We start from the raw sequence: 25324 nt of genomic DNA, 5'->3' as shown, positions 1-25324 counted from the left end.
TCGCATCTAATGATGCGATCTGACCTCTCCCACAAGGGGAGAGGTGAACCGTCGTTGCGGGGAGAGGTTGCGAGTATGGTCATCGCACTAGTTCCTGATGTCCATGGCGCTGCGCATGCCGTCGCTGAGCAGGTTGAAGCAGATCGAGACCGCGAAGATCATGGCGCCCGGCAGCGCCGCGACCCATGGGTTGACATAGATCGCGGTGCGCAGCGTGTTCAGCATCAAGCCCCATTCCGGCTCCGGCGGCTTGGTGCCGAGCCCGAGGAAGGAAAGGCCGGCGGCGAGGATCATCGACACCGAGATCAGGCCGGTGGCATAGACGAAGATCGGGCCGAGCACATTGCCGAGCATGTGCACGCGCATGATCGTGAACGGACCGGCGCCGGAGGCGCGCGCCGCCTCGACGAAATCCATGTTGCGGACGCCCGTGGTGACGCTTTCGGCGACCCGGGTGATCTGCGGCACGAACACGATGGTCAGCGACACGATCGAGTTGGTGATGCCGGCGCCGAGCGCGCCCGAGATCGCGATCGCCAGCAGCACCGACGGAAAGGCGTAGAACACATCGACCGTGCGCATGATCGCGGTGTTGAGCTTGCCGCCGACATAGCCGGCGACGAGGCCGAGCGAGGTGCCGATCACGAAGGCGAAGATCACCGGCAGGATGCCGATGACCAGCGAGAGCCGTCCGCCATAGATCAGGCGCGCCAGCATGTCGCGGCCGAGCTCGTCGGTGCCGAGCGGATAGCCCGGCGTGCCGATATGGCGGAGACGGCGGATCATCGAGCCCTGATAGGGATCGGCGAGATGCAGCCACGGCGCCAGCAGCGCCGATGCGAAGATCAACAGCAGGATGATGGCGCAGGCCATGCTGACCTTGTCGCGCCGAATGCGGCGCGCAACCGTCGCCCAATAGCCGCGCGCCTTGCCCGCCGGTGAGGCCTGCAATGCGGTATCTGACATCGCACTCATGGGAAGGCTCTTAGTTGGAGCATGATCTTAGCGGAAAACCGGTCCCCACTTTTCCGGATCATGCTCAGCTCCGCTTGATGCGCGGATCGATCGCGGCCTGCGCGATGTCGACCAGCAGATTGAGCAGCACGAAGAACAGCGCCAGCACCAGGATCGTGCCCTGCAGCAGCGGCAGGTCGCGCTGGAAGATCGCCGAGTTGAGCAACAGGCCCGACCCGGGCCAGGAGAACACCGTCTCGATCAGGATCGAGCCGCCGAGCATATAGCCAAGCTGCAATCCCATCACCGCGAGCGCGGTCGGCGCCGCGTTCTTGATAACGTGACGAAACACCTCGGTCTCGCGCAGGCCCTTGGCGCGCAGCGCCTCGACGAAATCCTGGCTCAGGATATCGCCGGTCAGCGCACGCACGGTGCGGGTGACGATACCCATCGGGATCACCGACGTGGTGATCGCCGGCAGCACCAGATAGCGCAGGTGCTCCCAGTCCCACGCCCAGGCGCCGGAGCCGCCGGGGCCTGCGCCGACCGCGGGCAGCCAGTTGAGCTGCACCGAGAAGATGATGACCAACACCATGCCGAGCCAGTAATGCGGCAGCGAGACGCCGGCGATGGCAATTGATGTCGCGACCTTGTCGACCCAGGTGTCGCGGAAATAGCCGGCGATCAGCCCGAACAGCAGGCCGAGCGTAAAGCCGATCATCGCAGCCGCGATCGCCAGCATCACGGTGTTTCCGACGGCGCGCATCACCTCCGACAGGACGGGCCGCCCAGTCGCGATCGAATTGCCGAGATCGCCATGGATCGCGCGCCATAGCCACAGACCGAATTGCACGGGCAATGGACGATCGAAGCCATAGGCGGTGCGCAGTTGCGCGGCGAGCTCCTGCGAGGCATCGGCCGGCAGCACCGCGACCAGGGGATCGCCGGGCGTGATGTGCACCAGCAGGAAGCACACCAGCGCGACGCTGAGCACGATCGGAATGACGTAGACGATCCGTCTGGACGTATAGGCGAGCACGAGACTACCTGACGCTTTTGAGCGTAACGAGATGCGAGGGCTCCCCTCCCCCTTGTGGGGAGGGGTTGGGGAAGGGGCTGGCCGCGAGGTCGGTGGGTGTGGCTACCCCCCTCCCTAACCTTCCCCCACAAGGGGGGAGGGAACGAGATAGCGTACCGAGCTGCTGCTCACGGCGCGACCGTGACCGGCGAGAAGTCGACGAACCAGCTCTTCGGCTGCACGAAGCCCTTGATCTTCGGGCTCATCGCGCGCGGCGCGACGTCGTGGGCGACATACAGGAAGGCCACATCGTCGACCGAGGCCGCATGCAGCTCGGCGAGCGCCGCGTCGCGGGCGGCGGGCTCAAAGGTCTGGCGGGCCTTCTTCACGAGCTCGTCGAACTTCGGATTGTTGTTGAAGCCCCAATTGTTGGAGACCGGCGGCGCCATGCCCGATTGCAGGAAGCGCACCAGCGCGAAGAACGGATCCATCGCCGCATAGGTGACGTTGATCGCGTTCGAGCCGTTGGCCGACGGATCCTTGGTACCGCGCCGCCAGTTGGTGAACAGCGTGTTCCACTCGATGACGTCGAGCTGCACATCGAAGTAGCACTCGGCCAACGCCTGTTGCAGATACTCGTTCATCGGCAGCGGCAGCATCTGGCCCGAGCCGGACGCCGAGGTCTGGATCTTGACCGTCAGCTTCTTGTTCGGACCGAAACCTGCCTCCTGCATCAACTTCTGCGCGGCCGGCTTGTCGTACTTGATCTGGAACGTCGGGTTGCCGCGCCAGGGATGTCCGGGCTCGAACGTGCCGGTCGCCGGCACCATCAGTCCCGCGAGCAGGCCGTCGCGCAGTCCTTCGCGATCGATGCAGAGATTGGCGGCCTTGCGGACGCGGATGTCATTCCACGGCGAGCCCTCGACGCGGGAGAACTGCCACGGCCAGACATGCGGCTCCTCGTTGGAATAGAGATTGAAGCCACGCTGCTTGATCTCGGGCAGCGCGTCCGGCGCCGGCGCCTCGATCCAGTTGACCTGGCCGGACAGCAGCGCCGCGGTGCGCGCATTGGCTTCCGGCATCGGCAGCAGCACCATCTTGTCGGTCTTCGGCACCCGCGCCTTGTCCCAGTACTTGTCGTTCTTCACCAGCTCGAGCCGCTCGCGCGGGGTGAAGCTCGACATCTTCCAGGGGCCGGTGCCCGACGCGTCCTTGGCGAACGCGGCCCATGCGGCCTGCGACTTCGCCTTGGCATCGGCGCCCTCGGCCTTGTCGTAGAATTGCTGCCACTTGGCCGGGCTTGCGATGAACAGATTGGTGAGGTTGATCGGCAGGAAGCTGTCGGGCTCCTTGGTGGTCAATTCCACCGTCATGTCGTCGATCTTGCGCGCCGAGACCAAGGTCGGCATCCGCGAGGCGGTGACGCCGACCTGGCTCGCGTCATGTTGCGGCGCGTCCTGCTTCAGCACCTTGTCGACGTTCCAGACCACCGCATCGGCGTTGAACGGCGAGCCGTCGTGAAAGCTGACGCCGGGACGCAGCTTGAATATCCACTTGGTCTTGTCGGAATCGTCGACCTTCCACTCGGTGGCCAGGCCCGGGATCATTGTGCTCGCCTTGTCCGACGAGGACAGGTCCCACATCGTCAGCGCGTCGTACATCGTGAGCCCGGTGAAGCGATTGCCCTCGAATCCCTGGTCGGGCTGCCCGAGCGTGCGCGGAATATCGGCAGCCGTCATGCCAATGCGCAGCACGGTCTCGGCGCCGGCGATCGCCGGCACACAAGTGGCCATCGCAAGCGCCAGCATGATCGCCGTCGCATTGGTCTTCCTGTTACGCATCTGAGCAACCCCTTCGAAGTCTGGTGACGTTTTTGGTGATTATTTCTTGGGCAAGCGTATGCAATGCCTGTGCCAAGGGGAATAGTTCTTCAGCAAAATACCGTTGGGCGCGTCATTTCTTCCCACTTCGCACCGCAGCGGCGCGAAGCTGCCTATTCTGGCATCATGCTTGCTTGATTTGGCCCCGACTTCCCACCAACGGAGCCTTCATATGCGCACGCGCAATTCGATCCTGATGGCGGCAATGGCGCTTGCCGTGACTGCGGGCTGGCCCGCCATGTCGGCGCGAGCAGAGTCCATTGTGCGCTACGGCATTTCGATGGCCGACATTCCGCTGACGACAGGCCAGCCCGATCGCGGCGCCGGCGCCTATCAGTTCACGGCCTACACGATCTACGATCCGCTGGTCGCCTGGGAGATGGACGTTGCCGACCGGCCGGGCAAACTGGTGCCGGGGCTTGCGACCGAATGGAAGGTCGACGACAGCGACAAGACCAAGTGGCGCTTCACGCTGCGCAAAGGTGTGAAATTCCACGACGGCAGCGACTTCAACGCCGACGCCGTGATCTGGAATCTCGACAAGGTGCTGAACGACAAGGCGCCGCAATTCGACAAGCGGCAGAGCGCGCAGGTGAAGACCCGCCTGCCCTCGGTCGCGAGCTACGCCAAGATCGACGACTTCACCGTCGAGATCACGACCAAGACGATCGATTCCTTCTTCCCCTACCAGATGCTCTGGTTCCTGGTCTCGAGCCCCGCGCAATATGACAACCTCGGCAAGGACTGGGACAAGTTCGCCAGCCGGCCCTCCGGCACCGGTCCGTTCAAGCTGACCAAGCTGGTGCCGCGCGAACTCGCCGAACTGACCAAGAACCCGGACTATTGGGACAAGAAGCGGCTCGCAAAGGCCGACAAGCTGATCCTGATCCCGATGCCGGAGGCGCTGACCCGCACCAACGCATTGCTCGCCGGGCAGGTCGATTTGATCGAAACGCCGGCGCCCGACGCCGTGCCGCAGCTCAAGGCCGCCGGCATGAGGATCGTCGACAACGTGACGCCGCATGTCTGGAATTATCACCTAAGCGTGCTGCCGGGTTCGCCATGGACCGATATCCGGTTGCGCAAAGCGCTCAACCTTGCGATCGACCGCGACGCGGTGGTCGGCCTCATGAATGGTTTGGCGAAGCCGGCCAAGGGCCAGGTCGACCCGTCGAGCCCGTGGTTCGGCAAGCCGACCCTCGAGCTGAAATACGACCTCGCGGCCGCGAAAAAGCTGGTGGAGGAAGCCGGCTATTCCAAGGACAAGCCGCTGAAGACGACCTTCATCATCGCCCAGGGCGGCACCGGGCAGATGCTGTCGCTGCCGATGAACGAATTCCTGCAGCAGAGCTTCAAGGAGATCGGCATCGATATCGACTTCAAGGTCGTCGAGCTCGAGACGCTGTATTCGCATTGGCGCAAGGGCGCGGCCGACGAGATGAACGCCGGCATCACCGCCAACAACATCGCCTATGTCACGTCGGACCCGCTCTACGCCATCGTGCGGTTCTTCCATTCCGGCCAGGTGGCGCCGACGGGCGTCAACTGGGGCGGCTACAAGAATCCGAAGGTCGACGCACTGATCGACGAGGCCAAGCAGACCTTCGACAGCGCCAAACAGGATGCGCTGCTGGCGCAAGCCCACGCGCTGATCGTCGACGATGCCGCGCTGGTCTGGGTGGTGCACGACACCAATCCGCATGCGCTGTCGCCGAAAGTGAAGACCTTCGTGCAGGCGCAGCACTGGTTTCAGGATCTGACGCAGATCGGGGTAGAGTAAGTTGCTGGTCGTCGCCGCGTAAACCTCTCCGCCGTCGTCCCGGCGAAGGCCGGGACCCATAACCACGACCAGGTGTTGTTGGAAAGCCGTCTAGCCGCTTGCCCATCACGCCGGCCGCGGCGTATGGGTCCCGGCCTGCGCCGGGACGACACCAAGTTTGTGGCGTCTATGTCGCCTTCGCCGGGACGACGACGAATGTGCGGCGCCTATTTCGTCGTCAAAGCGAAGGCGCCGTCCCAATCGTCCGGCGGCGGCTCCTTCTGGAAGGCGCGGATGCGCGCCTCATAGAGGCGGTAGAGATACTGCAGCGTCTGCGCCTCGTCGGTCTTGCGGCCGCGCTCGATCGCAGCGAGTGCGCCATCCCAGTCACGGCTGCGGTAACAGGCCAGCATCTCGATGGTCAGGTTGCGCAACCGCTGGAAGCGGCCGGACCCGGCGACGTCCTCGCGGCCGGCAATCGCATAGATCACCTCGGGCTCCTTCTTGCCCTTGACCATGATGAAGTCGAGCTCGAGGATCGCGAACTTCTCCTTCACGGCAAGCGCGGTCTTCGATCCCACGATGATCGGGAAGCCGTACTCCTTGGATTGGCCCTCCAGCCGCGAGGCTAGATTGACGCTGTCGCCGAACACCGAATAGTCGAAGCGCACGTCGGAGCCCATATTGCCGACCACGCAGGTGCCGGTGTTGAGACCGACACCGATGTTGAGCGGCACATAGACATGGCCGCCGTCCTTGGCCTCCTGCTCGCGCGCACGGTTGAGGTCGTCGACGCGCTCCAGCATGTCGAGCGCGGCGTCGCAGGCGTTAAGCTGATGCTGCTTGTCGTCGAGCGGCGCATTCCAGAACGCCATGATGGCGTCGCCCATATATTTGTCGATCGTGCCCTTGCGGGCGAGGATCGCGTTGGAAAGCGGCGTGAGGAAGCGGTTCATCAGCGCCGTGAGGCCCTGCGGATCGCGCTTGTAGGTTTCCGAGATCGAGGTGAAGCCGCGCATGTCCGAGAACATGATGGTCATCTCGCGCTCCTCGCCGCCGAGCACGAGCCGCTCTGGCGACTGCGCCAGCTGCTCGACCAGGGCGGGCGACATGTACTGCACGAATTGCGACCTGATCTGCCGGCGCTGCTGCTGCTCGCGCACGAAAGCCGAGAAGATCAGCGTGAGATAGATCGCCGTGGTCGACATCAGCGGATAGGTGAAATCGATCAGGAGCCGGTGCTGGGAATAGAAATACCAGGACGTGCCGGTCAGCACCGAGGCGAACATGCCGCCGACAATGACCAGCGTGATCGGACCGAACTTCGGCGCGAAGGCGATGACCAGGAGCCCCATGATCATCGCGGCGAGGAATTCGATGCCGATCCCGTAACTCGGCTGCGCAACGACGTCGCCGGTCAGCGCGCTCTCCAGCACCTGGGCATGAACCTCGACCCCGGGCATGGCCGGCGTCACCGGCGTGGTCTTGATGTCGTTCAACCCGACCGAGGAGGTGCCGATCAGGACCAGCTTGCCGGCGATCCGATCAGGCGGGACCCGGCCATCCAGCACATCGACGGCCGAGACATAGATCGAAGGGTCGCGGCGGGCGTAATGGATCCAGAGCTGGGCGTATTGGTCGGTCGGGATCGCAAAGCCCTTGATGCCGAGGCTCTGGATGCCGCCCTTGTCGGCCTTGATCAGGATGGTGCCGGAGCCGCTCGCCACCCGCAGCATTTCGAACGTCAGCGACGGCATGGTGACGCCCTGCGCGACCATCATCATCGGCACCCGCCTGACGATGCCATCGCGTTCCGGCCTGATCGTGAACAGGCCTCGCCCGGCGGCGGCTTCCTCGAGCACCGGGACGTTGCGCAACAAACCCGGAAACTGGAACATGAACTGCTGCGGCTCCTCGCCGAGCATCGCAAGCCCGGTGACCGGCAGCTTTTCGTTGAGGTCGGCGCGGACATTGGGACCGCCGGATTCGCCGAGCACCACGCGCGAGTTCTTGATGGCGTCGGCGAAAATGCTGTCATTGCTCGGCAGTTGCCGCAGCCTCGCACGCATCTCCTCGTCGAGGCTGCTGAACGTATCGGCCGCGATATCGGGATTAAGACGGTCCGGCTCCGAGAACACCGCGTCGAACGCGATCACCACGGCGCCGAGCCGGGTGAGATTGATGACGATATCGGCGAGCCGTGTCCGCGGCCACGGCCACTGCCCGAGCCGGGGATCGGCGAGGCTCTTCTCGTCGATATCGACGATGGTGACGGGCCGCGCGGTCTTCTGGCGTGGTTCGAGCACCTGGAAGGTGTCGAACGTCCTGACGCGCAGCTCCTGCACCGGAGCCGGATCCACGGCCCGCAGCGCGGCAAAGCCGACCAACAGCACCACGCAGGCCAGCCGCGCATAACCGAAGCGCCGTGCGAACCACCTCCGTATCGCCTTCAGCCGTTTCATGCCGTCTGGATATCACGCGCGGAGGGTTGTTCCAATGGAGCAGGCATGCGCGGTGCGCAATGAGCCGGCCGGGCGCGCCGCCAATGGTGGCTCGGCCGGATAGCCGTCACGTCACGTGAAGCAGGAAATCGTTGTGGCCGAGCGCCGCGGGACTGATGTTGCGAAGCGTAATGGTGTCGGCGCTGTCGATCGTGATCAGCGTATCGGCCGCATTGGTCGGCGACTGCGCAACGTGCTGGCTGATCCAGGTATCGACGCTACTGGTCGACACCACCGCGGTGAGGTCGATGTGGTCGAGGCCAGGCTTGAAGTTCAGGATCGTGTCGTGGTTGAAGTTCGGCGCGAACACAAACTGGTCCTGATAACCCGCCGTCCCGAACAGCACGTCCTTTCCGACAGTGCTCGTCAGGGTCACCGGCGCGGTCGGATTTTGCTGGACGTTGAAGATCAGGTTGACCGTATCGCTCGCGCCCTGGGCGTCGGCGACAGAGACGGTCACGACGTCGGTCGCTAGAGGCTCTCCGCCATCGCTGTAGCTGAGGCCGGAAGCAAGAACACCGTTGACCTGGGTCAGATACCCGCCCGCGGACAGCGGCGTCACCGTGCTGCTGCCCGAGCCAGCGGTCTGGGCCGTCAGCGTGAAGGTCTCGTCGGCGCCGGCGCCCGCGTCGGTCACCGTCAGGCCGGAGATGGTCTCTCCACCCGATCCATTGCCGGTCACGACCAGATTGTCGGTATGAATCTCCAGCGGCGACGTCGGGGTCACATTGATCGCGAGATCCATCGTGGCGGTCAACGCGCCCTGATCGGTCGCCGAAACGTGCAGGGAATCGGCGCCGTGGTAGCCCGACGACGGCGTGTAGACCACCCCGCCCGCCAACGCCGCGTCAACCGCGGCCACCGTGCCGTTGAACGTCAGCGTGCCGTCGGCGCCGTTTGCAGAGACCACGACTCCGGCAGCGTTTGCGAGCGCGAGCGCGCCGTGGCCGACATTCAGCGTCACCTGCTCGGTGCTGCCGGCATCGACATCGGAGACATTCAGACCTGTGATCGAAAGCGCCGTGCCTGCCGCGGTGGAAAGACCGGTGGCGGGCCAGCTGGCGTCGCCGTTCACCACCCAGGCGGGATTGCCATGAACCGTCAGATTGCCGGCGCTGCCGACCAGGTCGGCTGCATTGGTGCCGCTGCCATCGTTCAGCGGGAAATACGCCGCAAGGCCGCTCTCATTGCCCGACAGCATCGTGGATTCGAGTGCCTGGATCTGCGACGGCGTCAGCGCCGAATTCCACACGCTCACATCGGCGATGGCACCTGTGAAACCCTCCGCCGCAAAGCTGCTGCCGTTCTCCGAGGAGACGCCGCCGATCAAGGTGAAGTCGGTATGAGAACCCGGAACGCTGTTGACGTTCGCGTGGGTGGTGAATTCGGCGGTACCGTCGACATAGAGCGTGAGGTCGCCGTTGACGTGGGTCAGCGCGATATGGTGCCACGCGCCGCGCGCTATGGTGATTCCGGTATCGATGCCTGCGATGCCGCCGTTTTGAATCTGCAGGTCCAGCAGGCCGTCGGCGGTGACCACGCCGTTAACGCCGAGCCCGGCGTCGGACGTGCTTCCGTTGTAGAACAGAAGCTGGGAATCGCCGGCATTGCCGTTGCCGTTCCAATCCACCCAACCGGCAAGCGTGACGCCGTCCGAGCCGTTGCCGACATGCGTCGTCGCGACCGCGCCGACAGCCGTCGTGCTGCCGTCGAAATTGAGATAGGTCGGGTGGAAGGCCAGCGTCGGGGTGTCGTTGGCGCCGATGACGTCGACCGTCAGCGTCGCCGTTCCGACAGCGCCATGCGCATCGATCGTCTCGACGGTGAACGTGTCCGCGTACGTCCCCTTGGCCAGCGCGTTGATCGCGGCAGCGTCGGGAACATAGCTGTAGGTGCCGTCCGGGTTGACAGTCAGCAGGCCGTAGAGACCCGAGATCTGCGTGACCGCCGCGTGGTCGGAATTGAGGGCGGCATAGGTCAGCGTTGCCGTCTCCCCGTCGTCGACGTCATGGCCGTGCAGCGTGCCGGTCAGCGGGCTGAACGTGTCATAGGCGGCGGTGTCGGTGAGCGTGCCGGCATTGACGTCGGCGAGCGTCGGCGCGTCGTTGGCGCCGTGGATCGTGATCGTCACCGGCGTGTTGGCCACGCCGCCATGATGATCGTCGAGCTGGATCGTGTAGGTCAGCGTCAGCGTCTCGCCGAGGGCGAGATAGTCGAAATTCTGGTCTGCGGCCGAGAAGGTCCAGGCCTGCGATCCGGTCAGCCCGCCGGTCGAATCCGTCAGCGTCCCCAGCGACAGCCAGTTCAGGATGGTGGACTGGTCCTCGGGCAGGCCCGCGGTCGCTCCGGCTTCGGCGACGCCGGTGATGGTCATCGTGTGGGTGTCGCTGAGGTCCACATCGGTGAAGGTCACAGTGCCCGATGCGCTGTCCGGCTTGGACGAACCCGTGGTGTCGGGCTGCTCGGCGATGGTAGCCGTCTGCGCCTCCGACGTGACCGTCGGCACATCATTGCTGCCGGTGACCGTGATCGTCACCGGCTGGCTGACCACACCGCCGTGATGATCGTCGACCTGGATCGTGTAGGTCAGCGTCAGCGTCTCGCCGGCGGCGAGGTAGTCGAAATTCTGGTCCGCGGCCGAGAAGGTCCAGGCCTGCGACCCGGTCACGTGGCCGGTCGAATCCGTCAGCGTCCCCAGCGAGAGCCAGTTCAGGATCGTGGACTCGTTCTCGGGCAGGCCCGTGGTCGTCCCGGACTCGGTCACACCTGTGATGGACACGGTGTGGGTGTCGCTGAGATCGACGTCGGCAAAGCCCACCACGCCCTGGGCCACGTCCGGCTTGGATGAACCCGTCGTGTCGGGTTGCTCGGCGATGGTGGTGGTCTGGGGCTCGGCGGTGAATGTCGGGACGTCGTTGGTGCCCGTGATGGTGATCGTGACGGGCTGGGTGACGACGCCGCCATGATGGTCGTCGACCTGGATCGTATAGGTCAGCGTCAGCGTCTCGCCCGCGGCGAGATAATCGAAACTCTTGTCCGCAGCCGAGAACGTCCAGACATTGGATCCGGCCACGCCGCCGGTCGAATCCGACAGCGCGCCGAGCGACAGCCAACTCAGGATGGTCGCCTGATCAGGCAGCCCCGTGGTGACGCCTGTTTCGGTGACGCCGGCCACGGTGACGCTGTGGGTGTCGCTGAGATCGACGTCGGTGAAGGTCACCGTGCCTGACGCGGTATCGTGGTTCACCGAGCCGGTCGTCTCCGGGACTTCGGTGATGGCGGCGGCCTGGGTCGGCGACGTGATCACCGGCATGTCATCCGTGCCGACGATCGTGATCGTGACCGGGACCGTGACGACGCCGCCATGCTGGTCGTTGATCTGGATCGTGTAGGTCAGCGTCAGCGTCTCGCCCACGGCGAGATAATCGAAACTCTTGTCGGCCGCCGAGAACGTCCAGGAACGCGATCCCGTCACGCCATCGGTCGAATCGGTGAGCGCGCCGAGCGACAGCCAGCTCAACACGGTGGCGTGGTTGGTCAGTCCGCCGGTGTAGCCCTCCGCGGTGACGCCGGTGATGGTGACCGTGTGCGTGTCGGTCAGATCCGCATCGGTGAACGTGACCGTGCCGTGCGTGGTATCCGGCGCGGCCGAATTCGTCGTCCATGGCAGCTCGGTGATCGAACCGGCCTGCGCCGCGGACGTCACGACCGGCGTGTCGTTGGTGCCGGTGATCGTGATCGTGAAGGTCTTGAACGCGGTCTCGTTGCTCGGCGCATAATTGTTATCGACACGCGCAACATAGGTCAGCGTCAGCGTTTCGCCGGCGGCCAGGAAGTCGAAGGCGCCGTCGGCAAGGCTGTAGGTCCAGGTCGCCGAACCGACGTTGGTGTTATTCGGATCGGACTCGAGCAGCAACGGGACCTCGACCGCCTTGATGGCCGCCTGTTCCACTGCCGTCAGCTGCGAGGTCACGTCCTTGCCGCTGGCGTCGTGGAAGCTGAACGTGCTGAAGCTGACCACCGCGCTGGGCTTGTCGCCGAGATTGACGTCCGTCCAGGTGATCTGGCCGGTCACCGTGTCGGGCAGCGCGCTATGGGTCAGCCCGGCCAGTTCGGTGAACGAAGCATTCTGGGTCACGACATGCGGCGCACCGGGAGCGTGGTCGGGCTTCGCGGAAGGGGCCTGTGGCCCGGCATTGCCGGTCAGGGCCAGCAGGAAGCTTGTCGGCAGGATCACGTCGCCGGTCGCGAATTTGAGGCTGGTCGTGACCGGGACGACGCTGTCCGTGAAGTTCGTCGTGAGCTTGGTGTTGGGATTGTTGTTGTCGGTGAACTTCAGCGCGAAGACGTCGGAGATCAGCTTCTGCGCATCGGTCGACAATTGCGCCGACGACACGAAGCTGACGCTGCCCTGGCCGTTGACGATGGTCTGGGTGCCGGCCTGATCGACGGTTGCGATCGGATTGAGCGTCGTCTTGTCGAACAGGATGTAGGAGCCGGTGCTGCCGTCGGGCTCGACCAGCACCTGGAATTTGGCCGGCGGCACGCCGCCCGAGCCCTGCACGTCGAAATCGATCTCGACCAGTACAGCGGTGCCGCGGATGCCCATGGTCGCGACCGGCGTGTCGACCTTCATGTCGCCATGCTTGGCGGTGGCGCCGGCGACGAACGAGATGGTGCCCGAGACGAGGCTCATCAACGACGAATTGCTCGACCCGTTCGGGTCGTAGATCATCTCGTTCAGCACCATCTTGGCGTTCGGTCCGAGACCGAACACCGTGCCGTCGATGAAGGTGATGCCGAGCGTCGAGTCGCTGCCCGACTGGACCACGTCGCCCTTGTTGACGTTGTCACCCTGGTTCAGGACAACAGCGACGCCGTTGCGGACGGCGGTGGCGCTGCCCGTCAGCTTGGTGACATGGCCGATGACCTTGGCCGGCTCGGCCGCGCCGCCCGCCTGCGCATATTGGGTGTAGCCGGTGAGGGCGTTGACGAGCTCGCCGGTGAGATGGGCGCCATCAGGCGACGCCAGCGCCGCGCGTTTCTCGCCCTTGAAATAGTCGTGCAGGACGAGCTCCCGATCGTCCTTCGAGATGACGAGATCGAGCCCGGTCCGTTTGAAGTCGCCGGTGAACAGCAATTGCCCGTCGTCGACCGTGATCGCGCTAGGCGGAGCATTCGAGGTAACGCTTTCGACGTATACCGATCCGCGGGCATAAGCGTCCGCGCTCGGCAAATGGCCGTCGAATTTCCCGACAAAGTTCACTGCGGATCACCGCACGAGGGTTAATATTGGTAAAATATCCGAATGATTACGCCTGCATATCATCGGATAAAGCTTGGCGAAACCATCCTTTGCTTTCGCAAGGTGCTCTGGTCGCGCCGTTTGAGCGGGTGTGACTTGGCTCACTCTCACATGAGTCGTGTATTCCGAACTTACCTGACGGTACCATGAGATGGGATTTGAGCCAAGATGGGTAGTGAGCCACGTATTCGTGGTATTGACTGGCATTTCTGTACTTGCCTTTATTTCCCCGCAGCCCCGAGAGGGCATTTGACCCGATTTTTCCGGCTAATGCTGTGACTTGGCTTACAATCGCAGCTATCCCGTGCGCGGACTGGCTGGGTTAACCAGTAGGCAAGGATGAGGCGTTTCGCGGTGGAAAAAGGTTCGCCGGTTCGTTTCACAAACCGGTAAAGTTTTCGGGACCCGGACCACGCGCCCTTTAGCGTCCGGCCCGGTTTCCCCACATCTTAAGTCGATTCGAAGGGATCGCTGGTCATGCTCGCGGCATGAAACGATCCGGTCGCGTGTGCGGTGTAGTGTCCACCCGCCGATGAGCGGACAGGGGGTGTCACATGGGATTCTCGCTTCGCTCGTTTGCGCTGCGCTCCGTCATGTTGGGCTTCGGCCTGGTTCTGGCGGCGCCAATTGCCGAGCTTAATGCCGCCTCGCTGCTGTCGCCCGGCCCGGCGACCCTGCTCAGACAGTCAACCGAACCGTTCGGCCTCGCGACCAGCCTGCTCACGAGTGGCGGCCTGCACGACAAATGGCTCGGCGTGCAGCGCCAGCTTGCCGACGAATTGATGCAACTCGCAGCCTGCGAGAGCGACCGCGCGGGGTGTGCGTCGCCCGAGGCGCTGCGATTCCTGGCAATCGTCGATGCCGGTCGCGCGCGCAACGGCCGCGCCCGGCTCGGCGAGATCAACCGCGCCATCAATCTGGCGATCCGCCCGGGCAGCGATCTTGCGACTTACGGCGAGCCCGACGTCTGGGCCACGCCGCTCGCCACCTTCGCGCGCGGCAGCGGCGATTGCGAGGACTATGCGATCGCCAAGTTCGTGGCACTCGCCAAGGCCGGCGTCGCGCCGGAGGATTTACGTATCGTGGTCATGCACGACCTGCTGGCCGGCGAGGACCATGCGGTGGTCGCGGCGCGGCTCGACGGCCACTGGCTGACACTCGACAACCGCCGCATGGCGATGATCGAGGACGCCGACATCAGGAGTTTCCGGCCGACCTTCGTGATCGACCAGAACGGCGTCAGCCGTTATGTCGATGCGCCGCGCGTCAGCGAGGCCGCGTGGCGGCCGGCCGCGCGGGTGCATTAAGAGACATTGGTCCGCCGTCTGCGGCGCGAGCCACAGATACCACCGACCGTCATTGCGAGGAGCGAAGCGACGAAGCAATCCATGCTTCCGCTTGTGGGACTATGGATTGCTTCGCTGCGCTCGCAATGACGGTGGCTGAGGTCTGAGCCAAGACCTCAGAACATCAGATTGTCCTTCACCAGAACCCAGCGACCGCCCTTGACCTGCTGCACCTGGGTGATGGTGTTGGCGAGATGATCCGTCTTGGAGAACTTGGTCGGCGGCGAGCTGAAGATATCGAGGAACTTGTCGCCTGACTCCAGCGCATCGAGCATCTTCTGGCCGGTGAGATCCTTGCCCGCCTTCTGGGCGTAGAAGGCAAACGTCATCACCGCGTTGTAGCCGATGATCGCCTGGGTGTTGGCATCAGAGTTGAACATCTTCTTGTAGTTGACCAGCCAGTCCTTCACCTTGCCCTTGGCTGTGTCTTCGTACGGAATCTCGAAGCCTGACGCTGCATAGAGGCCCTCGACGGCTTCCTTGCCGAGCGCCGGCACCTCGAGCACGTTGGTCGGCGTGGCGCCGAGGAAGGTCACATCCCAGCCGAGCTTCCTGGCTTCGTTCATCGCGCCGATGGTCTCGCGGATCACGGTGCCGAGCACGACGAGATCGCAGCCGTCCGCCTTCATCTTGGCGACCTGCGCCGAGAAATCGGAGGCGCCGCGCTTGTAGCTCGTGATCGAGGCGGGCTGCACCTTCATCGCAGCGAGCTGCTGATTGAAGCCATCGAGCACGTTCTTACCGTACTCGTCGTCCTGGTGCATGATGCAGGGCTTCTTGAAGTTCTTCCAGTCCATCATGTATTTGAGCGCGGCGCGCGTGCTCTCGACATAGGGCAACAGGTTGTTGAACTTCAGCCGCTCCTGCGGCTTGGCGGGATCGAACTTGAAGGTGAATTCGGCCGCGGTCAGCGGGAACAGCTGCAGCACGCCGGCGTCGAACAGGATGTCCTGCGCAGCGAGCACGGTCGGCGAGCCCATCGGACCGATCATCGCGAAGACCTTGTCGCGCTCGACCATCTTCTGCGAGGCCAGCACGGCCTTCTTCGGGTCGTAGCCATTGTCCTCCAGGATCATCTTGATCTTGCGGCCGTTGATGCCGCCGCTGGCATTGATCTCCTCAACCGCCATCTTCATGCCGTTCGACACCGGAACGCCCCAGACCTTGATCGGGCCGGACAAATCCTGATGCGTTCCGATCACGATCTCGGTCGGCGAGATGCCTTCATTGGTGACCTTGGTCTGGGCTGCGGCCGGCAGACAGGTCAGCGCCAGCGCGCTCACCGCAAGGCCCAGCGCCTTCAGCGATTTCGACATTGCAGTCTCCTCCTTAACATGGCCCATGTTGAGCGAAGGGTCGGGCCTGCTCGCTCCTTCGCCAATCTCTTGTCGGCTCTCTCCCTGAGCATGATCTATTCGGAAAACCGCTTCACACTTTTCCGGATCATGCTCTAAGCCACCGCCCGTTCGCCATACATGGCGTCGATCTCGGCCGCGTAGCGCTTGTTCACGAAACTGCGCTTCAGCTTCATGGTCGGCGTCAGCTCCTCGTCCTCGGGCGTGAGCTGGCGTTCGATCAAATAGAATTTCTTGATGGTTTCGACGCGCGCGAACTTGGCGTTGACCGCCTCGACCTCGCGCTGAATCAGGTCCTGGATCTCGCGGGCACGGCACAGGCTCGCATAGTTGGTGAAGGGGATGTCCTGGTCCTGGGCGTACTTCTCGACATTCTCCTGATCGATCATGATCAGGCAGGTGAGGTACGGCCGCTTGTCGCCGATCACGACCGCATCGGAAACATAGGGCGAGAATTTGAGCTGGTTCTCGATCTCCGACGGCGTGATGTTCTTGCCGCCTGAGGTGATGATGATGTCCTTCATCCGGTCGGTGATCTTGACATAGCCTTCATTGTCGATCGCGCCGACGTCGCCGGTGTGCAGCCAGCCCTTCGCGTCGATCGTCTCGGCGGTCTTCTCCGGCTGGTTGAGATAGCCCATGAACAGGAAGTCGCCCTTGATCAGGATCTCGCCCTTCGGGCAGATCATCACCTCGCCCCAGGGCGCGGCCTTGCCGACCGAGCCGAGCTTGATGCGGTCCGCCGGCATCATGGTCGCGACACCGCAATTCTCGGTCTGGCCGTAGACCTCGCGCATGTCGATGCCGAGCGCGAGATACCAGCGGATCAGATCCGGCGAGATCGGCGCCGCGCCGGTCAATGCGATCCGACAACGGTCGAGCCCGAGCATGCGGCGGATGTTGCGGAACACCAGCCAGTAGGCCGCGTGGTTGGCTAGCCGCAGCGACAGCGGCGGCGTCTCGCCCTCCAGCCGGCACTCGGTCATCCGGTTGCCGATTGCGAGCGCGCGGGCATACATCCAGTTCTGGAACGGGGTCGCATCCTTCAGCGCGATGGTGATGCCGGAATAGAACTTCTCCCAGATCCGCGGCACTGCGAGGAACGCGGTCGGCTGCACCTCGCGCAGATTGTCCGGCACCGTCTCCGGGCTCTCGGCAAAATTCATCACCGAGCCCAGCGCGAGCGAGATGTAGTAGCCGCCGACCCGCTCGGCGACGTGGCAGAGCGGCAGGAACACCAGCCGCTCCTCGCTGTCGGTCGAGGGGTAGAGATCGTTGGCGTGGCGCATCTGGTGCGTCACGCTGCGGTTGGAGTGCATCGCGCCCTTGGGCGGGCCCGTGGTGCCCGACGTATAGACCAGGATCGCGAGATCGGAGGCGGTGCGGCTGCCGGTCATTTCATCCCACAGGGCATCGTTACCCTGCGCATGATTGCGGCCGAGCGCGGTGAATTCGGCGAGCGACAGCACCATCGGATCGGAGAAGCCGCTGAGCCCCTCCATGTCGAACACGACGACCTTTTCCAAGGTCGGACAGCGCGACCGGCAGGTCAGCACCTTGTCGAGCTGCTCCTCGTCCTCGACGAAGATCACCCGGGTGCGGGAATCGTTGACGAGGTATTCGACCTGCGCCGCCGAATCGGTCGGATAGATGCCGGAGGACACGCCGCCGGCGCACAGGATGCCCATGTCGGCATAGACCCATTCCGGCACCGCGTTGGCGATAATCGAGGCGACGTCGCCGGGGCGGAAGCCGATCGCATGCAGGGCGAAGGCGATGTCCTTGGAGATCTGCAGCCATTCGCGCCAGCTGGTCGGTTGCCAGATGCCGAACTTCTTCTCGCGGATCGCGGGCCTGTCGCCACGCGTTTGCACCGCGAGCAGAAAGCTCCTCGCGATCGTGTCGGCGACCGTCAGCACCGCTGGTCCTGCCATGCGCGCTCCCTCCTCTGCCGCCTGCTTCGCGCGCCGGCTCGGGTGCCGGTCTTGTTGGCGAAACAGGCCCGAAATCTAGCTCCAACTCGCTCTCAGTGCCAAACCAACTTTAGTCAGCGCCAAGTCTTCCCTAACGCCAGGTCTTCTTTTTCTTCCAGCGCCGCTCACCCCGCGCGCCGGCTTCCTTGGCGCCGAGATAGAACTCCTGGATATCGGGTGAATTGAGCAGCCGCTCACAGGTGTCGTTCATGACGACGCGGCCGATCTCCAGCACATAGCCGTAATGCGCCGTCTCCAGCGCGATCTTGGCATTCTGCTCGACCAGCAGGATCGACATGCCCTGCTCCTCATTGACGCGGCGGATGATGGTGAAGATCTCCTTCACCAGGATCGGCGACAGCCCAAGCGACGGCTCGTCCAGCAGCAGCAGCGTCGGCCGGTTCATCAGCGCGCGCCCGATCGCCAGCATCTGCTGCTCGCCGCCCGAAAGCTGTCCGGCCGGCTGGCCGAGCCGCTCCTTCAGCCGGGGAAAATAGCCGTAGACGCGCTCGAGGTCCTGCGCCACACCGTCGCGGTCCTTGCGCAGATAGGCGCCCATCATCAGGTTCTCGCGCACCGACAGGAACGGAAACACTTCGCGTCCTTCCGGCACATGGCTGAGGCCGAGCCGCACGATCCGGTCGGCCTCCATGCGCTGGATCGGCTTGCCGAGGAATTCGATCGAGCCCTTCTGCGGATCGAGGATTCCGGAGATCGTCTTCAGCACCGTGGTCTTGCCGGCGCCGTTGGCGCCGAGCAGCGTCACGATCTGGCCGCGCGGCACCTCGAGGCTGATGCCGCGGATCGCCATGATCGGCCCGTAATAGCTCTCGATGTTGGAAAGCTTGAGGATGATGTCCGATGTGCTCATGGCATCATCCTCATGCGCCGAGATAGGCTGCGACGACGTCGGGATGGTGCTGCACCTCGGACGGCGAGCCCATCGCCAGCACGCGGCCGTAGTTCAGCGCGATCACGCGGTCGGAGACGCGGTTGACCAGCGTCATGTCATGCTCGACCATCAGGACGGTGATGCCGAGCTCGCTCTTCATGTCGCGGATCCAGAACGACATGTCGTCGGTCTCCTCGACATTGAGGCCGGACGACGGCTCGTCGAGCAGGATCAGCTTCGGCTCCGAGCACAGCGCCCGCGCCAGCTCGATCACCTTGCGCACCCCGTAAGGCAGGCCCGAGATCAGCTTGTCGCGGTAGGGCTCGAGATCGAGAAATTCGATCACCTGCTCGACCCGACGGCGATGCGCCTTCTCGCCGGCGCGCACGCTCGGTAGGAACAGCAGCTCCTGCCAGAGCCGGGTGGTGGAATGGCGGTGGCGACCGACCAGCAGGTTGCTCAGCACGGTCGCATTCTCGAACAGCTCGATGTTCTGAAAGGTGCGCGCGATGCCGAGCTTGGCGATGTCGTAGGCCGGCTGCTGGGTGATGTCCTGGTCCTCGAAGAAGATCCTGCCCGAGGTCGGCGGATAGATCCGCGAGATCAGGTTGAAGATCGAGCTCTTGCCGGCGCCGTTCGGCCCGATGATCGAGAGGATCTCGCCCTTCTCGACCGCGAAGCTGACGGCATCGACCGCTTTGAGGCCACCGAAATGCAGCGACAGGTTCTCGGCGCGGAAATAGCTCATCTGTTCCGCTCCGATTTCACGTAGATCTTCTGCCGCTTGAAGGTCGCGCGCTTGTAGAGCGGGAACAGCTGGAAGAAGAGCTTGATCTTGAGCCAGCGGCCATAGAGTCCCAGAGGTTCAAAGAGCACGAACACCACGATGATGACGCCGTAGATCGCGCCCTTCAGCCCGTTGGCGGAGGCAAAGGCCGCGACCGCATCCTGGATGTGGCCGGCGCGCTCGGTGCCGGCGCCGAGCGTTGCCGCGGCGCCTGCGATCACGCCGGGCATGTCGTCCTTCAGGTAGGTCAGGAACGGATCGATCATGACCAGGAAGATCGCGCCCAGCACCGCGCCGTGCAGGCTGAACGTGCCGCCGATCAGGATCACGATGATGAACTCGATCGAGAGCTGCAGCGTGAACATCTCCGGCGAGATGAATGAGAGCTTGTGCGCGAACAGCACGCCCGCAAAGCCGGTGATACCAGCCGAGATCGCGAACGACTTCACCTTGTAGAGCGCGACATTGATACCCATGCTGCGCGCCGCTGTCTCGCTGTCTCGGATCGCGACAAAGGCGCGTCCGGTCGGTGAGCGCAGCAGGTTGAGCGTGCCGACGATGGTCAGCACCAGCACCGCAAGACAGAGATAATAGAACGTCGGGCCATCGCGCGACACCGTGGTACCGAGCAGTTGCATGGCCTTGACCCGCATGCCCTCGTTGCCGTTGGTCACGCTCTCCCAGCGCGCCATGATCTCCTCGACGATGAAGGCAAACGAGATCGTCGCGATCACGAGATAAATGCCCTGCAGCCGCAGCGCCGGAAATCCGACCAGCGCGCCGACCACGCCGGTCAACAGCCCCGCGGCGAGGAAGTAGACCGGAAACGGTACGTTGAATTGCTGCAGATAGGCCGCGGTGTAGGCGCCGATCGCCAGAAACGCGGCATGGCCGAGCGAGGCCTGTCCGGTGAAGCCGGTCAGGATCATCAGCCCGACGCCGACGGTTGCATAGATGCAGACGAAGACGAGCTGGCTCATCAGGTAGCTTGACAGCACGTAGGGCGCGATCAGCAGCACCGCGAGCAGCAGGCCGTAGGAATAGACGTAGCCGGAATGCGGAAACAGCCTGATGTCGTCTTCATAATCGGTCTTGAAGAGAAACCGCATGCGTCGCTCCTCAGACCTTTTTACGGACGTGAAGGCCGAACAGGCCCTCGGGCTTGAGCAGCAGCACGGCGAGCAGCACGATGTAGGGCGCGACGTCCTTCCATCCCTGCGGCAGATAGAAGCCGGCCATGCTCTCGATCACGCCGATCAGGACGCCGCCGACCACCGCGCCGGGGATCGAGCCGAAGCCACCGAGCACGGCGGCCGGAAACGCCTTCAGCCCCAGCACCAGGCCGACATTGGAATGGATGAAGGTGATCGGAGCCAGCAGTACGCCGGCGCAGGTCGCCACCGCGGCCGAGATCGCCCAGACGATCGAGACCACGCGCTTGACCGGGATGCCCATGTAATAGGCAGCCAGCATGTTCTCGGAGCTGGCGCGCATCGCGGTGCCGAGCGTGGTGCGGTTGAAGAACAGGTAGAGCAGCGCGCATAGGATGATGGTCGCCGCGATCACCGACAACTTGTCATAGGCGAGCACCAGGCTGCCGATCCGCAGCACGCCCTGGCTGAACGGCGTCTCGATCTTGAAATCGTCGGTGCCCCAGATCATGCCGGCGACCGAGCGCAGGAAATAGCCGAGCCCGATCGTCGCCATGATGATGGAGAACTGCGGATAGCCGAGGATCGGCCGTACCACGACCCGCTCGGCCAGCATGCCGAACAGCGCCATGCAAATCACCGCGCCGGCGAAGCCGACCCAGTAATTCAGCCCGAGCATGCCAATGAATGTGAAGGCGAAAAAGCCGCCCAGCATCATCAAATCGCCTTGCGCGAAATTGACGACCTCGGTTGCCTTGTAGACCAGCACGAAGCCGAGCGCGATCAGGCCGTAAACGCAGCCGAGCGCGATGCCGCTGACGAGCTGCTGAACGAAGTCCAGCATCGTTCCCTCCCCGATGCCCGGCGATTCTTGTCGATCGCTCGTTGCATCCCGCCTTCACGCCCTTGTGTCGGAAGCGCTGAAAGCCGCCTATGTCCGCCCGGATTGAGCCAAAACGCCCGATCCCTGTCAACAAACCGCTGATCCGGCTGTATCATCACATTTACGGAGATATGCCGCAGCACGGACTAATACGGATATCGCGTTCGATTTGCCCCGTGCGATTCACTGCACCGAAACGGTTTTTGTCCAAGGTCACGCAACCGACGAGCGAACTCCCGGATCGCCACCACATCATGACGTCGCAACTGTCCGCACTGGCCCTGCGAGGGTTAACCAAGCGTTTTGACCGCCCGGCGGTCGACGCGCTCGATCTCACCATCCGGGTCGGCGAGTTCTATGCGCTGCTCGGTCCGAACGGCGCCGGCAAGACCACGACGCTGCGCATGGTGGCCGGGCTGTTGCGGCCCGATGCCGGCTCGGTGTCGATCCTCGGCATCGATGCGCTGGCCGATCCGGTCGCCGCCAAGCAGATCATGGCCTGGGTGTCCGACGAGCCGATGATCTACGACAAGCTGACGCCGCTGGAATATCTCGAATTCGTCGCCGGCCTGTGGGGCATCGATCCCCGCGCATCGGAGAAGTCGGCCCGCAATCTCCTGATCTCGCTCGGGCTCGAGCCGCATCTCAATGAGCGCTGCGAGGGTTTCTCCAAGGGCATGCGCCAGAAGGTGGCGCTCGCCGGCGCGCTGGTACACGATCCGCGCCTGATCATTCTCGACGAACCGCTGACCGGCCTCGACGCGCTGTCGGCGCGTCACGTCAAGGGGCTGTTGCAGGAGCGCGTCCGCACCGGCTGCACCGTGATCATGACCACGCATATTCTCGAGGTCGCCGAGCGCATGGCCGACCGGATCGGCGTGATCGCGTCCGGCAGGCTGATCGCCGAGGGCACGCTCAACGAGCTGCGCGAGCAGAACGGCCGCAACGACACCACCCTCGAGGACATGTTCATCGCGCTGGTCGACACCGAAGCGGCGGCCGCGTGAGCTCGACCGCCCATCTCACCTGGTTCGTCCGCCACGAATTCCGCCTGGCATGGCGGGAATGGCTGGCGATGATGACCGGCGGCCGGCGCCGGCGCAATCGCGCCGTCATCGGCCTGTTGGTCTTCGCGGCGATCTTGCATCTGCCGGCCTATGCCGTGGTCGCCCGCTATGTCGACTTGCGGTTTCCGCTCGATCCGTCCTCGCTGATCGTGCTGACCGCGACGATCTTCCTGTCCTGGGCGCTGATGCTCTCGCAGGCGATCGAGTCGGTGACGCGCGTGTTCTATGCCCGCGCCGATCTCGATTTGATCATGTCGTCGCCGGCCAAGCTCACCAACATCTTCTCGATCCGGATCGCCGCGATCGCGCTGACGGTGAGCAGCATGGCGCTCTTGCTGTCGACGCCGTTCATCGACGTACTGGTGTATCTCGGCGGCGCGCGCTGGCTCGCCGGTTTCGGCGTCGTGCTTGCGATCGGGCTGTCGGCGGCTGCCGCGGCGATCGCCGTCACCGCGTTCCTGTTTCGCGTGATCGGGCCGAGCCGGACGCGGCTGGTGGCGCAGATCGTCTCCGCCGTCATCGGCGCCGGCTTCGTCATCGCCCTGCAGGTCGTCGCCGTGCTGTCCTACGGCACGCTGTCGCGCTTTGCCTTTCTGACCTCGGATACCGCGGCCCGAATTGCTCCCGCGCCCGACAGCCCGCTGTGGTGGCCGGCGCGCGCATCGCTCGGCGATGTCGAGATCATGATGCTGCTGCTCGCGGCAAGCCTCGTGCTGCTTGGCGTCGTGATGGCGGTGTTCGCGCCGCGATTTGCCGACACGGTTGCAAGCGTTGCCGCCAATCCGGCGGCGGTCACGCAAGGACGGGCCCGCGCATTCCGGTCCGGCTCGCGGCAGCAGGCGCTGCGCCGCAAGGAATTCCTGCTGTTGCGCCGCGATCCGTGGCTGCTGTCGCAGAGCCTGATGCAGATGCTCTATCTGTTGCCGCCGGCGCTGATGCTGTGGCGAAGCTTCTCCGGCACGTCGACCGCGATCGTGCTGATTACGCCTGTCATCGTCATGGCCGCGGGCCAGCTCGCCGGCGGGCTCGCATGGCTGACCATCTCGGGCGAGGACGCGCCCGATCTGGTCGCGACCGCACCGCTGCCGCCATCACGCGTGACGCGCGCCAAGATCGAGGTCGTCCTGATTGCCATCGCCACCGTGTTCGCGCCGCTGGTGCTGGCACTCACATTCGCCTCGCCGCAGCAGGCCGCGGTGACGGCGATCGCGATCATCATCGCGACCGCATCCGCCGCCGCGGTCCAGCTCTGGTTCCGCGCGCAGGCCAAGCGCAGCCAGTTCCGCCGGCGCCAGACCTCCTCCCGCATCGCTACCTTCGCGGAAGCCTTCTCCTCGATCGGCTGGGCCGCAACCGCGGCGCTGGCCCTGACAATCCCGGTGGCGGCGCTGGTCAGCGGCATTCTCACGCTGCTGACGCTCGCCATCGCCTGGAAGATCAGCCCGCGCCAAGCCTGACATGCCAAGTCTGATACGCCAGGCCTGACACCGCGTTACGCCTTCATCACCTCCATCACCGCGGCGGCGAAGGCTTCCGGCTGCTCCTGCGGCAGGTTGTGACCGGCGCGCGGGATCACACGATAGGCGCGGCGGGCGGTGTACCTGGCGGCGCTGGCACTGCCGTCGGTGGCAGCCGTCACCCCGTCATCGGCGCCGTCGAGCGTGATGGTGGGGACCGCAATCACCGGCAATGCGTCGAGCCGCCGCTGTATGTCCGCGTATTGCGGGTCCCCTTCGACGACGCCGTAGCGATGGCGATAACTGTGGATCACCACATCGACATAATCGGGATTGTCGAATGCGGCGGCGGTGCGCTCGAAGCAGGCCTCATCGAACGCCCAGGTGGGCGACCATTGCGACCACAGGATCCGCGCGATGCCGCGCCGGTCGGCGGCAAGCCCGGCGCGTCCCCGCTCGAGCTGGAAGTAATACTGATACCAGAGCGGCACCTCGCGCTCCGGCCGAGCCGGCACCATGGCGTGCGCGATGTCCTGGATCATGTAGCCGTTGGTGCAGACGAGGCCAATGCACCGTTCCGGCCATAGCGCCGCGCCGATCGAAGCGGCACGACCGCCCCAATCATAGCCGGCGAACACCGCGCGCTTGATGCCGAGCGCATCCAACAGCGCCATCATGTCGGCCGCGATCGCCGCCTGCTCGCCCGAACGCGGCGTCGCCTTGTCGCGGAAGACCGTTGGCCCGTAGCCGCGCAGATAGGGCACGATGACCCGGCAGCCCTGCGCCGCCAGCTTGGGCGCGACGTCCACATAGGCGTGGATGTCGTAGGGGAAGCCGTGCATCAGCAGCACGGCCGGTCCGTCGGCCGGGCCTGCCTCGTAATAGGCGATGTCGAGCACGCCTGCGTCGACATGGCGCAACGGCTCGAGCCGCTTGGTCGATGATGCGCGCGGCGCGGGGGTATTATCGGTCACGCAGAACTCCCTGATCGCTGTG

Annotated in this window: 16 protein-coding genes; 4 read left to right on the top strand and 12 right to left on the bottom strand. The window is 64.2% G+C overall.

The genetic code is table 11. The features are described 5' to 3' along the window. Positions 1–87: 87 nt before the first annotated feature. From FBZ93_RS36040 to FBZ93_RS36030, 3 genes are all read right to left on the bottom strand, one after another. Positions 88–975, bottom strand: coding sequence for an ABC transporter permease (locus FBZ93_RS36040; RefSeq protein ID WP_146992147.1), 888 nt, complete (start codon positions 973–975; stop codon positions 88–90). Between the two features lie 64 nt (positions 976–1039). After that, positions 1040–1993: an ABC transporter permease gene (locus FBZ93_RS36035; RefSeq protein ID WP_146992146.1), complete on the bottom strand. Its 954-nt coding sequence runs from the start codon at positions 1991–1993 to the stop codon at positions 1040–1042. A gap of 167 nt (positions 1994–2160) precedes the next feature. After that, a complete protein-coding gene (locus FBZ93_RS36030; RefSeq protein WP_246667788.1) occupies positions 2161–3780 on the bottom strand; it encodes an ABC transporter substrate-binding protein in 1620 nt (539 codons plus the stop codon). Positions 3781–4024: 244 nt separating this feature from the next. On the opposite strand from FBZ93_RS36030, the gene FBZ93_RS36025 reads away from it, so the two are divergent. Further along, on the top strand, positions 4025–5632 hold the full coding sequence (locus FBZ93_RS36025; protein WP_146992144.1) for an ABC transporter substrate-binding protein: 1608 nt from the start codon (positions 4025–4027) through the stop codon (positions 5630–5632). A 206-nt stretch (positions 5633–5838) separates the two neighbouring features. Here the strand turns inward: FBZ93_RS36025 and FBZ93_RS36020 are convergent, their stop codons facing one another. Together FBZ93_RS36020 and FBZ93_RS36015 are read right to left on the bottom strand one after the other, a co-directional pair. After that, a complete protein-coding gene (locus FBZ93_RS36020) occupies positions 5839–8073 on the bottom strand; it encodes a CHASE2 domain-containing protein (RefSeq protein ID WP_146992143.1) in 2235 nt (744 codons plus the stop codon). 106 nt (positions 8074–8179) lie between these two features. After that, on the bottom strand, positions 8180–13378 hold the full coding sequence (locus tag FBZ93_RS36015) for a VCBS domain-containing protein (protein ID WP_167529375.1): 5199 nt from the start codon (positions 13376–13378) through the stop codon (positions 8180–8182). Between the two features lie 593 nt (positions 13379–13971). Between FBZ93_RS36015 and FBZ93_RS36010 the strand changes: the two genes are divergently transcribed. After that, on the top strand, positions 13972–14724 hold the full coding sequence (locus FBZ93_RS36010; protein ID WP_146992142.1) for a transglutaminase-like cysteine peptidase: 753 nt from the start codon (positions 13972–13974) through the stop codon (positions 14722–14724). A gap of 155 nt (positions 14725–14879) precedes the next feature. Here the strand turns inward: FBZ93_RS36010 and FBZ93_RS36005 are convergent, their stop codons facing one another. The 6 genes from FBZ93_RS36005 to FBZ93_RS35980 all read right to left on the bottom strand — a co-directional run bounded on the left by FBZ93_RS36005 (position 14880) and on the right by FBZ93_RS35980 (position 21765). After that, positions 14880–16079 carry an ABC transporter substrate-binding protein gene (locus FBZ93_RS36005; RefSeq protein WP_050423022.1) on the bottom strand — a complete coding sequence of 400 codons (1200 nt, stop codon included), beginning with the start codon at positions 16077–16079 and terminating at the stop codon, positions 14880–14882. Positions 16080–16213: 134 nt separating this feature from the next. Next, positions 16214–18052 (bottom strand): AMP-dependent synthetase/ligase, encoded by a 1839-nt coding sequence (locus tag FBZ93_RS36000; protein WP_146992141.1) that lies wholly within the window; start codon positions 18050–18052, stop codon positions 16214–16216. Between the two features lie 130 nt (positions 18053–18182). After that, positions 18183–18962 (bottom strand): ABC transporter ATP-binding protein, encoded by a 780-nt coding sequence (locus tag FBZ93_RS35995; RefSeq protein ID WP_050423023.1) that lies wholly within the window; start codon positions 18960–18962, stop codon positions 18183–18185. 10 nt (positions 18963–18972) lie between these two features. Then, positions 18973–19731: an ABC transporter ATP-binding protein gene (locus FBZ93_RS35990; RefSeq protein ID WP_021080284.1), complete on the bottom strand. Its 759-nt coding sequence runs from the start codon at positions 19729–19731 to the stop codon at positions 18973–18975. Further along, positions 19728–20879 (bottom strand): branched-chain amino acid ABC transporter permease, encoded by a 1152-nt coding sequence (locus FBZ93_RS35985; RefSeq protein WP_146992140.1) that lies wholly within the window; start codon positions 20877–20879, stop codon positions 19728–19730. Before FBZ93_RS35985 ends, FBZ93_RS35990 begins: the two co-directional genes overlap by 4 nt. Before the next feature lie 10 nt (positions 20880–20889). Next, a complete protein-coding gene (locus tag FBZ93_RS35980; RefSeq protein WP_050423026.1) occupies positions 20890–21765 on the bottom strand; it encodes a branched-chain amino acid ABC transporter permease in 876 nt (291 codons plus the stop codon). A gap of 293 nt (positions 21766–22058) precedes the next feature. On the opposite strand from FBZ93_RS35980, the gene FBZ93_RS35975 reads away from it, so the two are divergent. Further along, positions 22059–22811: an ABC transporter ATP-binding protein gene (locus FBZ93_RS35975; protein ID WP_146992139.1), complete on the top strand. Its 753-nt coding sequence runs from the start codon at positions 22059–22061 to the stop codon at positions 22809–22811. Further along, positions 22808–24328 (top strand): permease, encoded by a 1521-nt coding sequence (locus tag FBZ93_RS35970; protein WP_146992138.1) that lies wholly within the window; start codon positions 22808–22810, stop codon positions 24326–24328. Before FBZ93_RS35975 ends, FBZ93_RS35970 begins: the two co-directional genes overlap by 4 nt. Before the next feature lie 35 nt (positions 24329–24363). On the opposite strand, the gene FBZ93_RS35965 is transcribed toward FBZ93_RS35970, so the two are convergent. Then, the gene (locus FBZ93_RS35965) at positions 24364–25302 is read right to left on the bottom strand and encodes an alpha/beta fold hydrolase (protein ID WP_167529374.1); all 939 of its coding nucleotides are present in this window, start codon (positions 25300–25302) and stop codon (positions 24364–24366) included. Between the last annotated feature and the right edge of the window lie 22 nt (positions 25303–25324).

Origin of the sequence: Bradyrhizobium macuxiense (genome assembly GCF_007993935.1) — a bacterium.
GTDB lineage: Bacteria > Pseudomonadota > Alphaproteobacteria > Rhizobiales > Xanthobacteraceae > Bradyrhizobium > Bradyrhizobium macuxiense_A.
Note: the sequence above shows the minus strand (reverse complement) of the source record. Positions and strands in the feature narration are given on the sequence as shown.